The sequence below is a fragment of the Spirosoma fluviale genome, assembly GCF_900230225.1.
GTDB classification, from domain to species: Bacteria; Bacteroidota; Bacteroidia; order Cytophagales; family Spirosomataceae; genus Spirosoma; species Spirosoma fluviale.
Genome location: NZ_OCNH01000001.1, coordinates 1,159,917 through 1,173,853 on the forward strand (window position 1 = coordinate 1,159,917; position 13,937 = coordinate 1,173,853).

At 54.0% G+C, this 13,937-nt stretch carries 8 protein-coding genes; 6 read left to right on the top strand and 2 right to left on the bottom strand.

Going from position 1 to position 13,937, the window contains the following annotated elements; translation table 11 throughout:
* Nucleotides 1-21: 21 nt before the first annotated feature.
* Nucleotides 22-1,437: a sulfatase family protein gene (locus CRO74_RS04795; protein WP_097124859.1), complete on the bottom strand. Its 1,416-nt coding sequence runs from the start codon at nt 1,435-1,437 to the stop codon at nt 22-24.
* A 39-nt stretch (nt 1,438-1,476) separates the two neighbouring features.
* Nucleotides 1,477-3,243 carry an amidohydrolase family protein gene (locus CRO74_RS31460; RefSeq protein WP_179830120.1) on the bottom strand — a complete coding sequence of 589 codons (1,767 nt, stop codon included), beginning with the start codon at nt 3,241-3,243 and terminating at the stop codon, nt 1,477-1,479.
* Between the two features lie 438 nt (nt 3,244-3,681).
* On the opposite strand from CRO74_RS31460, the gene CRO74_RS04805 reads away from it, so the two are divergent.
* The 6 genes from CRO74_RS04805 to CRO74_RS04830 all read left to right on the top strand — a co-directional run bounded on the left by CRO74_RS04805 (nt 3,682) and on the right by CRO74_RS04830 (nt 13,830).
* Nucleotides 3,682-4,725 (top strand): N-acetylmuramoyl-L-alanine amidase family protein, encoded by a 1,044-nt coding sequence (locus CRO74_RS04805; protein WP_097124860.1) that lies wholly within the window; start codon nt 3,682-3,684, stop codon nt 4,723-4,725.
* Between the two features lie 163 nt (nt 4,726-4,888).
* A complete protein-coding gene (locus tag CRO74_RS04810) occupies nt 4,889-6,067 on the top strand; it encodes an esterase (RefSeq protein WP_097124861.1) in 1,179 nt (392 codons plus the stop codon).
* Between the two features lie 55 nt (nt 6,068-6,122).
* Entirely contained in the window at nt 6,123-7,280 is a 1,158-nt protein-coding gene (locus CRO74_RS04815) for an esterase (RefSeq protein ID WP_245877761.1), read from the top strand.
* A gap of 369 nt (nt 7,281-7,649) precedes the next feature.
* Nucleotides 7,650-8,525: an alpha/beta hydrolase gene (locus CRO74_RS04820; RefSeq protein WP_097124862.1), complete on the top strand. Its 876-nt coding sequence runs from the start codon at nt 7,650-7,652 to the stop codon at nt 8,523-8,525.
* 15 nt (nt 8,526-8,540) lie between these two features.
* Nucleotides 8,541-9,668, top strand: a complete 1,128-nt coding sequence (locus CRO74_RS04825; protein ID WP_097124863.1) for an esterase — start codon at nt 8,541-8,543, stop codon at nt 9,666-9,668.
* Nucleotides 9,669-9,732: 64 nt separating this feature from the next.
* Complete coding sequence (locus CRO74_RS04830) at nt 9,733-13,830, top strand: glycosyl hydrolase (RefSeq protein ID WP_245877762.1); 4,098 nt, start codon at nt 9,733-9,735, stop codon at nt 13,828-13,830.
* The last annotated feature ends 107 nt before the right edge of the window (nt 13,831-13,937 follow it).

The window sequence follows — 13,937 nt, forward strand, 5'->3', positions numbered from 1 at the left end:
GCTGATTATCGGTTAGATGGCTTAGCGGGCGGCTGCTTTGAGTCGGTCAAAAATGGGCAGCAGTGACTTTTTTAACGCTTTCCCCGGCGACTCAACCGCCAGATTACGGAGTTCCAGCGGGTCGGTTTTCAGGTTGTACACTTCCTCGTAGCTGTCGGCCGGTTCGCGGAGATTGTAGTAGTGAACGTACTTCCGGTCGGCACTCAGCACCCCTTCGGATTGGGGGATAAATACGGCTGGCGTGTTGAACATGTGCTCGAAATAGAACTCCGTTCGCCAGGGCATTTTGAGTGTTGCGCCCTCGCGAGCGTCCATCAGCTGGGTAAGGCTGCGGCCCTGCATCCGACCCGGCACCGGTACCCCCGCCAGCGTGAGCAGGGTAGGAGCAAAATCAATGTTGAGCGTATACTGGTCGGAGGTGCGGCCTTTCCGGTCCGGTCGGCGGGGGTCGTAAATAATGAGCGGCACCCGAATCGACAATTCGTGGCCGTACCATTTATCGGCAAAGCCATATTCACCTTCGTAAAACCCGTTGTCGCTGGTATACACGATGATGGTATTATCCGACAGTCCACCTTCCTGCAAGCTTCGGCGTAGGTTTCCCACCACCTCATCAATACCCGTAATCAGTCGGTTATACGATTTGGTCGTTTGCTGAAATAGTGAATCCGTGGCAAACCGGCGGCTCCAGCGGACGCGGGATTCGTTCTGGTCATTGTGCCGAAACCAGTCCGGAAACTGCCGATAGTATTTATCGTCAGCGGCAGCGGGACGTTTCAGCGTCTGGTCGCGGTAGAGGTTGGTGAATCGCTCGGCGTAGGGAAATTCGGGGTTGGCTCCATCCTGAGCGTGTGGGGCTTTAAAGCTCACCGATAAGCAGAACGGTTTTCCGGCCGGATTTCCCTGAATGAACTCGTCCATTTGCTGGCCCATTAAATCCGTCAAATGAACGGGTTTCCCCTGTGCATCTTTAGCCGCGTAGTTGCCCTGCCCATCGAACCCCCGCCAATAGTCATAGGCATTAACGGGCATCACATTTCCTACACCATACTTGCCAATGAACCCCGTTCGGTACCCGGCTTTCCGGAGCAGCACGGGGTAGGTCTGCGCCAGGGCGGAATCGGTAAAAGGCGTCACAAAATCCACAATCCCGTGCCGACGGGCGTATTGCCCGCTCAGGATACTGGCCCGGCTGATGCAGCAGATGGGCGTAGTGACGTATGAGCGCCTGAAATAGAACCCATCCCGCGCCAGCCGGTCCAGGTTGGGCGTCTGGATAGTTTTGTTTCCGGCAACACCCAGTGCGTCCCACCGCTGGTCATCGGCCAGCAGAAAAATGATATTGGGCGCTACGGGCGGGCGCGATGCCAGGTCAACCGGCTGACGAAGGCCGAGCATACCGGCCAGGACGATAACGAAGAGCAGGAGTCGTTTCAAGGCTTTCGGGTAAAGTAATTGCTTTTATAGAATTGTTACTTACTGAGTGAAATACACTTTCCTGATCTTCCCGTTTTCAATTTTGTAAATGGCAATGGCCTCCGTCGGAGCCTTGCCAGCCACCACTGTAACCCGCTCATGGTCTACGACGGTGTTGCCGACTACCATGCGGTTGACCAATTCGCAGTGCAGCGCGGGTGCGTTGGTAAAGAATTTTCCGTAATCCTGCCGCATGGCGTCTTTACCATTGATGATGAGCTTGTTAGGCAAGTCATATAGTTCTATGTCGTCGGCGTAGGGTTCCAGAAAGGCCTCGATGTCGTGCGCATTATAGGCGTTCAGCTGCCGCTGAGCCAAGTCTTCGGGCTTGTCGGCCAGAAGCTGCGCCGGAGTCGCCACGAACCCCCGGTTTACGATTGTCTCTATGCGTGTCAGGGCGTTTAGGTCGGCCAGTGGATTCTGTGAAAGCACCAGTACGTTAGCCCATTTGCCTTCGGTCAACGAGCCAATCTGACCTTCTTTACCCAAAATTTTAGCCGCATTGATCGTTGACGCCTTTAACAGATCAGCATTGGTCAGATCCGCCGTTTTCATCTTGCGCAGTTCATCTATATAAGACGTACCGTGAAACGTACCGGGATTGCCCGCATCCGTGCCGGTCACTACGTTGACACCCGCCCGCCACACCCGAATCAGATTAGCCCATATGAAGGAATTTCGGTCAGTCTGTATGCGCTGATAAGCCGGACTATTTAGGAAATCACCAAACTGTTTTTGCAGAGTTGGCTCGGGCAGGTGCTTCATGTCGAACAGCGTTCCCAACACGTAGGGGTTGGCGCGCGTAAACTCGTAAGGAGTCAACTTGCGCTTATCCGTGAAAAAACCTGTATAGCCGTCGGCCACTACCATTGTCGGACAATAGCTAACATTCCGCTGCTTCATGAGCGCAATCAGTTCGTCATCGATCAGGCCATCTTCGGGGTTATGAACCAGGTAATCGGCGCCGTATTTTACGCCTAATTTGGCGGCCAGTAACTCCTGCGTATGAATGGCCACTTTTAGTCCATTCTTATGGCTTTCATCAATGGCAGCCTGAACCATTGCCTGCGCCTGCTCACCCGCACCAACGCCCCGTATGATGAACCAGATTTTGATAAAATCCGGCTTATAGGGTAACTGCCGGCGTACCTGCTCACGAGCTTCGTCGGGCGTATTCGCTTTAATGATAGGCGAATCCTCAATCTTAAACGCTTCGGGCTGGTAGGTTGAAATCAGCGGCCCCGTCATCAGAACCTGCGGACTGGTGTATCGCCGATTATATCGGTCGCGATACGCGAATTGATAAAGTGGCCCACCGATATCAATCACGGTCGTGATGCCGCAGGCCAGGTACCGACGCAGTAAATCGCCCATGTTTTCGCGCAGCCATTTACGCTCGGTTTCGTAGGGTCGGTATTTGGTCAGATCAGCACCATCAGGCCGGGTATATAATCCACCCGACTGAAACAGGTGGATGTGGCTGTCGATCAGGCCCGGCATCAGCCATTTGCCGGTTGCGTCGACAACCGTTGTGCCCGCTGTTGTCGACAGGTTTTTGCCAATTTTGCGGATGATACCGTTTTCGATGAGTAGGCTCATACCCTCGCTAACCCGGCCCGTTTCCACATCCACAAGGTTTCCGTTGGTAATCAGCACCGGTCCCGGCGGAGCAATCGTTGCCGAATCGTTTGTTAGCGACTGATTTTGGGCGAAGGACGTAGTAGCGAAAAATAAACCAAACAAAAGGGGCGGTATCCAGCGAAGCATACTTATAGAGAATTTTGGCAAAAAATAGAATCTGTTTAAAAATGCCTGACTATACAGTTGATATTTGATAAACACACGAATGCTGGGCTAAGCCTAATGTATCCTTTACGATGTGGCGCTTGCGACCGTTTCTAAGAAAGCTCTAACTAATTACGCCCGTCTTTCTCTTTAAAATAGTTGATTAACAGAGCGATACGTGTGTTTGGTTGAACGATTAAAACGATGAGGCTGGGACTATATACTCAATTTAATCCTGAATTGAGGTGAACATTTGCAGCTATATAGACCTTTGTAGTGCTATAGCAGGCAAGTCTACATCGTCAGGAAGGCGAACAGCGGTATAAAGGTCACTGTGACAATCGAACATTCCTTTACGTCCAAAAGGCTGGCTTTAACATGGTCATAATTGAATTCCATACTTAGTTTTAGTTAAGTCTATTGCATCTGTTAGCCCTATTTATCGTTTACCTGACGCTCTCCGGGATATACTCTCCTGATACCGTTAGCGACCCGTCAACTGTCACGTCGACCCTTCGGTTCAGTCAGCAATCCCGTCAGAAAAAGAAGCGAGCCAAACCGCCTGTCCGCCAATCGGCCAGGAAGCAAACTGCCCGTACCGGAAAGCGCAGTCAGGCGCGCCCGACTGCGAAAAAAACTCGCCAGCCCGTGCGGGTGGCCAAACGGAGTCGGTCGGTCGTGGCAGTCCGAAAGAAAAGGACGGTTAGTAAGAAAGTGGTCTTGCCCGTAAGCCGCCGACTCGCCATCATGGGCAGCCGGTACGCGACGATCCCAACACTTGACGGGCAACTTGGCGGAACGGTATATTACCTCGCTTCCGGGCACGGCGGTCCCGATCCGGGAGCCATTGGCCGGTATCGCAAGCAACGACTCCCCGAAGATGAATATGCGTATGATGTAACCCTGCGGCTTGCCCGGTTGCTTATTCAGCACGGTGCCACGGTGTACATGATCGTGCAGGACCGGAATGATGGGATTCGGGACCAGGCGGTGTTGCCCATCGACTACGATGAAGTGGCGTACCCAAATCAGGCCATACCCCTAAATCAAACCAGTCGGTTACGGCAGACAACTACGGCGGTCAATGGTGAATACGCCCGCCATAAAGGACGGTACCAGCGGTTCATCACCATTCACGTCGATAGCCGGAGTAAAGGTGAAACGACCGATGTGTTTTTCTACCATCATCCGCAAAGTAAAGTCGGGTTGCGACTGGCGCGGCATATCCATAAAACGTTTCTGGCCAACTACCGGCGCCATCGCCCCGCTCGCCCGTACATGGGCCGGGTCAGTAGCCGGGGGAGCTTATACGTCGTGAAGAACAGCCACCCGCCCACGGTTTTTATCGAACTGGGTAATATTCAGAATTCACTGGATCAGCGCCGATTCCTGATTCCCCAGAACCGGCAGGCGCTGGCCAACTGGATGTGTCAGGGCATAGTGACAGATTACAGGACGAGGTAAGCCCTGCCAAATGAGCTACTACTTTCCGGATTGCGCTGAGCAGGGTTTCGCTTATCCAATAAATCGTGATAAATAGTCCTGAAAAATTCACAAAATAATAGGTTGGCTGTAAGGTGGAATACGAACTTTATGTACTTTTGACACAAAGGGAAAAACGTTACGTATGAATCGGATATACAGCCAGCTTATTGCGTTACTATTAGTCGGAAATCACTGGGTACAGGCGCAGCAAGCGCACGTGAATCTCGACTGGAACCCCCAGAAGAACACGCAGAATCTGCTGCCTTTCGGTGCCAGTGTCATCTCGCCCGAAGTTCGGGATGATCGTACCGTTACCTTCCGGCTTAAAGCGCCCGATGCCAAAGCTGTTCTGCTGACCGGTGGCCCAATGCTGCTGGCGTTGACCGCAAAAGACCCCATTCCCTTTCAAAAGAGTGAAGACGGCCTTTGGTCGCTGACGGTTGGGCCGCTGAAGCCCGATATGTACGTCTACAAATTCATTATCGACGGTGTTCAGGTTGTCGACCCGAACAATACGCTGACGGGTTTTAATGACCAGCCCGGCTACAGTAATCTGGTTGTTCAGGGCGACGGCCCCGCTTATTACGATGCCAAACCCGTACCGCACGGTGCCGTAACGCGGCATATTTACCATTCGGACGTGCTCAATGGCGAGCGGGAAATTTACGTGTACACGCCCCCCGGTTATACGTCCAAAAAGAAATACCCGGTGCTGTATCTGATGGGCGGCAGTGGTGAACTGGCCTCCGGATGGGCACTCGACGGCCGGGCTAATTTCATTGCCGATAACCTGATTGCCGAAGGTAAAATGGTGCCCATGCTCATTGCCATGCCCAACAATCAGGTGGTTCACCGTAGCGATCCGGCCCATACTGAAAAGACGTTCCCGCTGCTGGAAGAGGAATTGAAGAAGCAGATTATCCCGCTGATCGACAAAACGTACAGTACCCGCACCGACCGCAAAGGACGTGCCCTGGCGGGTCTGTCGATGGGAGGGCGACATACGCAGTTGGTGGGGTTGAAAAATCTTGATTTGTTCAGCGCCTTCGGTGTTCTGAGCGCGGGCGATCTGGAAACCGAAAAAGTTAGTGCTGCCTTCCTCAACGACCCGGCCGCTAACCGGAAAGTTGATTACCTGCTGGTTGGGCAGGGAACCGGCGAGGTAGAAACCATCGGTAAACGGGCTGTAGCCTTGCACGAGGCCCTGCAAAAGCATAACATCAAACATGATTACTACGTCGGTGGTGAAGGGGCTCATGACTGGGGCACCTGGCGGCATCTGCTGTATTATAAGCTTCTGCCGAACCTCTGGCGGAAATGAGACAATGATGCCGCGAGGCTCTGGCCTCGCGCCATCGACATAAACCCCTAAACGAATGAAAATCAAGATGAAAACTCATTGCTCTTTAGCAACCCTGTGCGCAACACTTTTTGCGGTTGGCGCTCTGGCGCAGGCTCCCCAGCGGACGCCCACGCCCAACGACACGCTCAAATCACCCAAAGTGCTGGACGACAAGCGGGTGATGATTCAGATTTATGCGCCCAAAGCCAGCGAGGTAACCGTTGGTGGCGATTTCCTGTCGGGGGGCAAACCCCTCGGCCTGACCAAAAATGAGGTAGGCGTCTGGTCCGCAACGACCAGCCCGCTTCGCCCGGATTATTATTCGTACACGCTGATGGTCGATGGCGTCCGGACAATGGATCCCAAGAATCCCATTATCAAACAAGGCATCAGCAGCCTCGAAAATATCATGCTCGTGCCGGGTGCCGAAACGGCTTTTGAGGATAACAAAGCCGTTCCCCACGGCGAAGTTCGGGAGGTTTGGTATTCGTCGAAATCGCTTAATATGATGCGTCGGATGCATGTCTATACGCCACCGGGCTATGAAAAAGGCACGACGAAGTACCCCGTTTTCTACCTGTTGCATGGTGCCGGCGACGATGATTCGGGTTGGAACACCATTGGCCGGGCGGGTTTTATTATCGACAATCTCCTAGCTGCGGGGCAGGCTAAACCGATGATTGTCGTCATGCCCAACGGAAGTATGCCGCTGCCCCCATCGAGTGGAATGAATGCCCAGGCCATGAATACCATCCGGTCGATGTTCGCCAATGATTTGCTCAACGACATCATGCCAACGGTAGAGAAAACCTACCGCACGTTGCCCAATCGCGAAAATCGGGCGTTGGCGGGCCTGAGCATGGGCGGTTTCCAGACGCTGGACGTCACGATGACCCGCCCCGAGCTGTTCAACTACGTGGGCGTATTTAGTTCCGGATTTTTCGGGGCTTCCATCGACGAAGCCGAAACGAAATATGCCAGCGCGTTAAACGATCCTGCATTCAACAAGAACAAAAAACTGTTCTGGATCGGCATCGGTAAAGATGATTTCGTGATGGACGCCAACAAAAAAACGCTGGCTCTCCTCGACAAGCATCAGATCAAATACCAGTACAAAGAAACCTCGGGTGGACACACCTGGATCAACTGGCGGCAGTACCTTAATGAGTATGTGCCGCTGCTGTTTAAGTAGGTGGACGTTGGCGTAAATTACCCCACGGCAACGGCCGCCCGGCCCAACTTCCCTCGAAGTCTGGCCTTGTAGGTTTTTAGAATTGACGTTAACTAGTCGCGTAGCGACGGAATGTTGGTAGCAAAGGTTGGCTTTGGGTCAACTGGCGTGCCGTAGATACGCAACCGGGTTATGTAGCGTACCTACGGCACGCGGGCCGCTTCAGGGGCTATATTGGCTACCAACATTTCGTCGCTACGCGACTGCCTATGTACCTGGTCTTTTGCGTCCTGCAAGGTTATGCCCTTATAAACGGGTTGGTAGTTCTGCCACTTCTGGAGATAAATTTTATTGATCAATTTATTAGCCTCAAATTTTATAACTCACTCAATGAACCCAACCCGATTACATTTTCTGCTTTGCTTCCTTTGCTTCTCTACGCTCTCCTTTGCGGCTAAAGTCGATTCGCTGGATGTGCCATCGGCCGCGATGAAAAAGAACCTCCGGGCGGCTGTCGTTCTGCCAAACTCGTATGCTAAGGGGAAGGCCAACTATCCCGTTTTGTATCTGCTGCATGGTGGTGGAGGGAAGTTCAACGACTGGCTGAATAAAACGCCCGACAAAATGCTTCTGCATAATCTGGCCGATCAATATAACATCATCATCGTGACGCCGGAAGGGGAACCCTTAAGCGGTTACCTGGATAGCCCCGTTCAGAAAGACAACCTCTTCGAAACCTACATTACGAAAGAGGTTGTCGAAAAAATTGATAACACCTACCGCACCATCCGCGACCGAAAGGGGCGGGTCATTACGGGCCTGAGCATGGGTGGTCATGGTGCCTTGTACCTGTCGGGCCGTCACCCGGAGCTTTACTGTGCTGCCGGTAGCATGAGCGGAGCACTCGATCTGGCAACCACACACTGGAAAATTACACCGGAATTCGCGAAACAGATTGCGCCGGGTTTCACCCGGATATTGGGACCTGTTGGGTCGACGCCTGATTTATACGCGGCTAACTCGGTCGTTAACATGGCTGACAAATTGAAAGCAAATGCCCTGCCACTGATCATTGATTGTGGGGTCGATGACTTCCTGATCGAGCCGAATCGGGAACTGCACCGTCGGCTGGTGTACAACCAGACTCCGCACGATTACACAGAGCATCCGGGTGCGCACACTTGGGACTATTGGGAGAATTCGCTGCCATCGCATGTCTTGTTTTTTAGTAAAATATTGACCCAAAACGGCGTTGTTGTTCCCTGATCTACCCGTGACTGTATGAAAAAATATATCGTATGCCTTAGCCTGCTGGTTACCGGACTGTCTCAGGCGCAGAATTTTCCGGCTCGTACCCCGACGCCCAACGATACCCTGGTTTCGGCCAGAATTTTACCTGACAGCCGGTTGCGTTTTAGTATCTACGCGCCCAAAGCCACCGAGGTAACGGTGAACGGCGACTTTCTGGCCGGGCAGCCAGCCGCCAGCCTGACGAAACAGGCCAATGGCGTATGGACAACCACCGTTGGGCCATTGGCCCCCAATCTGTATACCTACGATTTTACGATCGACGGCATCAAAACGTTCGATCCGAAAAATCCGCAGTATAAAGAGAGCCTGAACGGTCTGTCGAACCTGGTTACGATACCCGGAAAAGAGACCGATTACCTGACGGAAAAAAATGTGCCTCATGGTCGGGTCGAGATTGTCTGGTACCCGTCTGGTTCATTGGGTATCACCCGCCGGATGCACGTGTATACCCCACCGGGTTATGAGAAATCCACGACCAAACTACCCGTGTTGTATCTACTGCACGGCGGGGGTGATAACGATGCGAGCTGGATGACCGTGGGCCGGGCCAATTTTATTCTGGATAACCTGCTGGCCGAAGGAAAGATGAAACCCATGCTGGTGGTCATGCCAGCGGGACACACACCCACACCCGGCATGCACATGGGCGCTGGTCCGGAGCAGGACCCGTTTTGTATTGACTTTTTGGGAAGCGTGATGCCGTTCATTGAGAAGGAGTACCGCGTATCGACCCGGCGGCAAGACCGGGCTATTGCGGGCTTGTCGATGGGGGGCATTCAGGTGCTGAACATTGCCCTCTGGCATCCGGAAAAATTCAGCTATGTACTTCCATTGAGTACCGGCTACTTCCCGCCGGTCATTAAGGAACTGGAAGAGAAATATCAGGCCGTGTTGAAAAATCCGGAAATCAACCGCATCAACTTATTCTGGATTGCCATGGGTGGCCCTTCTGATATTGCCTATCAGAATAACAAGAACATGATGGCCCTCTTCGATAAGAACGGGATAAAATACAAGTATGTCGAGGTGCCCGGCGGACACTCGTTCCTAGCGTGGCGCAATAACCTGCACACGTTTGCCCCGTTACTTTTTCGCTAAAGACCCTCGATCAGGGCACTGCTTCCTAAACCACTGTTTGTATTTCCAGACTTGTACCCGCTTCATGAAAAGACGTTCCTTCCTTAAAAACAGCTCCACGGCTGGTTTAATGGCCATTATCACCCCAACCGGCATTCTGGACATTCGTAAACAACAGCCAGTACAACCAGCCGCCATGGCCGAATCGTTCGTCGAAGCCTTCCTGAATCCGCCAGCGTCGGCACGGGCGCAATGCTGGTGGCACTGGATGAACGGCAATGTCACCGCCGACGGAATCACCCGCGACCTCGAAGCCATGAAACAGATCGGGCTGGGCGGGTTCCAGAACTTCGACGCCGGAACGGGCATTCCCAAAGGGCTTGTCGTTTACCTAAGTCCCGAGTGGCTTCGGCTGAAAGAACATACCATTAAGGAAGCCGAGCGGCTGGGTCTGGAGTTTACCATGCACAACTGCCCCGGCTGGTCGTCGAGTGGTGGGCCGTGGATTACGCCCGAACTCGCCATGCAGCAGGTGACCTGGAGCGAAGCCTTCGTAACGGGTGGTCAGGCTGTAACGCTCCCGCTGGCGCAACCGCTCACCAACCTGAATTATTACCGGGATGTGGCGGTGATTGCCTATCCGTCGCTCCCCGGCGAAATGTCGCTGGCGTCTGTTATTCAGCAGGTTAGCGCCAATGGGGGCGGGGCGGTTTCTGCCGATGACCTGGCCGGGAGTAAAGGCGTGTCGATTCTGGCCGAGGCCGATGATAAACCCGTTACGCTGCTCATTGAATTCAAACAGCCCTACGAAGCGCGCTCCATTGCGTTTTTGAGTAAACCCCTCGGCAAACCCCGAGCCGCCGGTGGTTTTGGGGGCGGGCCGCAGTTAACGCTCGAACTGTCGGACGATGGGCAAACGTTTCGGAAACTAACGTCGATTGGTACCGGGCGATCGTCGGATATGGGGCTGAGTCTGGCGGAGTTTCCGGCGACGAAAGCCAAGTTTTTCCGGCTTACATCGCCCGGAGCGCGTCAGTTTGCCCAGCTTCGTTTTTCGGGAGCCGCGCGGCTGGCCGACTGGCGCAAAAAAGCGAACAGTGCCTTTGGCGTGATGGGCGTCACGCCCGATCTGGACGGCAGTACCAAAGCCGTCATCAAACTGGATGCGCTTGTTGATCTCAGATCATTCATGAAAGACGGAGTGCTTACCTGGACGCCACCAGCGGGCAACTGGACGGTGCTTCGGATGGGGTACACCCCCAACGGCGAAATGAACCGGTCGGCACCCGACACGGGTGTTGGTCTGGAATGCGATAAATACAGCGCAGCTGCCATTGATTTCCATTTCAATAAGATGATGGAAAACCTGCTGCCAACGCTGGGACCAATGGCGAAAAAAGGCCGTGTCGGGATGCTCATCGACAGTTACGAAGTGGGCATGCAGAACTGGACGGCGCAGTTTCCGCAGGCGTTTCAAGCCCGCTCGGGCTATTCACTCCTGAACTACCTCCCGGCACTGACCGGGCGCATTGTGGGCGATGTCGATACCACCGAGCGGTTTTTGTGGGATGTACGCCGAACCCAGGCCGATCTCATCGCCGATAATTATTACGGACGATTCCGCGAGTTATGCCATAAAAACGGCATTGCGGCCTACACCGAGCCCTACGACCGGGGGCCAATGGAGGAAATGCAGATTGGTGCCCGCGTGGATGTGAACATGGGCGAGTTCTGGAACGGTCTTTCGTCCATCTTTCAGAACAACCTGACCATGCGCCGGACCACCAAACTGGCGGCATCCATCGCGCACATCAACGGGCATGTAGTAGGGGGTGGAACCCCCGAAAACCCGCAAGTGGTGGGTGCGGAAGCGTTCACCGGCGAACCCGAATCGTCGCGCTGGCAGGAGTATCCATTTGCCATGAAAGCCCTGGGCGACAAGATGTTCACGCAGGGGCTGAACAAGATTATTTTCCACCGATACGCGCACCAGCCCCACCCAACCGCCGTACCGGGCATGACCATGGGGCCATGGGGCATTCACTTCGACCGGACAACGACCTGGTGGAATCAGGGGCGGTGGTGGCTGGATTACATTGCCCGTTGCCAGAGTTTGTTACAACAGGGACTTTTCGTAGCCGATCTGGCGTATTATACCGGGGAGGACGGCAATCAGTACACGAAAGTAGAACCCCACGAGCTAACTCCAACCCCGCCGGAGGGCTACGATTACGACCTCATCAACGCCGAAACCATCATAAAACGGGCCAGTGTGTCGAACGGAAACCTGACCTTGCCCGATGGCATGAGTTATCGGGTGCTGGTGCTTCAGGACCACAAAGCGTTGAGTATCGAGCTGGTTCGGAAACTGCGGGAACTGGTCAACGGCGGACTGATTCTGGTCGGTTCTAAACCAGCAACGTCGTTGGGCTTACGAACGAAAACGCAGGGAAATGATGAATTTCAGCGGCTGGTGGCCGAGATTTGGGGAGCTGGTGACGGCGCAACGACTACCGAAAATAGATTAGGGAAAGGGCGCGTTTTTCGGGTCCAGCCTATTCAAACGCTACTGTCGGCTCTGGCCATAAAACCTGATTTCGAAGTCACGTCCCGCTCCGGCGATGCGCCCGTTACCTACATTCACCGGCGCATCGGCAAGACGCAGGTGTACTTTCTGGCCAATCAGCGACGAACACCCGAAGAACTGGTTTGTACTTTCCGCGTCGATGGAATGCAACCCGAACTCTGGGATGCGGCCACGGGGAAACAGACGCCGTTGACCCTCTATTCCACTGCAAATGGGCGAACACAGGTATCTCTTCAGCTCGATCCGGCTGGCTCAGCGTTTATCGTGTTCCGCTCGGCAGCAAAGCCGAAACAACTGCAATCGGTGAGCAACGGAAGTGGGCTTGTTCTGACGAATAAACCCTTTTCAACTCCCGCCCGGAAGCTCTACAAAGACGTTTCGAATAACTTTGCCATCAGCCTGTGGGCCAAGCCGGAGCTGAACATCATGCTGTCGACGAGTGGCTTTCTGGATACGGTAAAAAGCTCCTGGACAGATTTTTACGCCCTGTATCCGCCTGCTGGTACGGACTTGTACGGGGAGGGGCACGCGGCCTGCGGGTTAGCCATCGGGCGAAACGGCGTGGCGGTCTGGGAGCGTACAACCGGAAGTCCCGTCTTTAAACTGGCCGCCCCAACGGATATTTCGGGCTGGTCACACATAGCCCTTGTGTATGCGGACGGTGTTCCGGCGGTGTATGTCAACGGCAAACTGATTCAGCGGGGGAAAGCCGCCGGGAGCATCGTTCATCCCGGTCTGGGACAAGCGTACCTGAGTGATGGCGCGTCATTTTACAATGGCGACCTTAGTGAGCCGCAACTGATAACGGAGGCCATAAACGAAGACCGCGTCCGTCAACTGGCTACCCAACCGCGACCGCAACCCGCAGACACGCCCGCCGTGCAGCTAGCCGCCAATGGTATACCGGGACTGCGTTTCTGGCAAAATGGCCGCTATTCGCTGCAATACAGTGACGGCCGCAAAACGCCAGTTACCATTGCCGGTATCGCTCCGCCAATGGAGTTGACGGGTTCCTGGCAGGTCAGCTTCCCACCGAATCTGGGCGCACCGGCGCAGATTACCCTTTCCAAACTGCTATCACTTAATAGCCACGAACAGGACGGCGTGAAGTACTTTTCGGGTACGGCTACTTATCGCAAATCGTTCACGGTAACGGCCGGTTCGCTCGGAAAAGGAAAGAAACTCATGCTGGATCTGGGTCGGGTAGAAGTGCTGGCTAATGTCCGGGTCAACGGCAACGATCTGGGCGTATTCTGGAAGCGACCCTTCCTGGTCGATATTACCGATGCCGTAAAAGCCGGTGTCAATACCCTTGAAATTGCCGTAACCAACCTCTGGCCCAACCGCCTTATCGGTGACGAGCAACTGCCCGATCCCGACAAATTTACCCCCGGCGGTGGGTCCAGTGGCATTGCCAGCCTGAACAACGGTGCCATCGTGGCGCTACCCGCCTGGTACAAAGAAGGTAAGCCCAAACCCGCCGATGGCCGGGTGACGTTTACCACCTGGAAACACTACAAAAAAGATTCGCCCCTGCTGGATTCCGGGCTCGTCGGCCCGGTAGTGCTGAAAGTGGCCGAAGAAATAGCGGTTTAATTATGTAGCGTGGAATTTATTCCGCGTAGCCGTCAGGCTAGAACAGGATTTACTTTCTTAGCCTAACGGCTACGCGGAATAAATTCCACGCTACATTAATAAGCCTG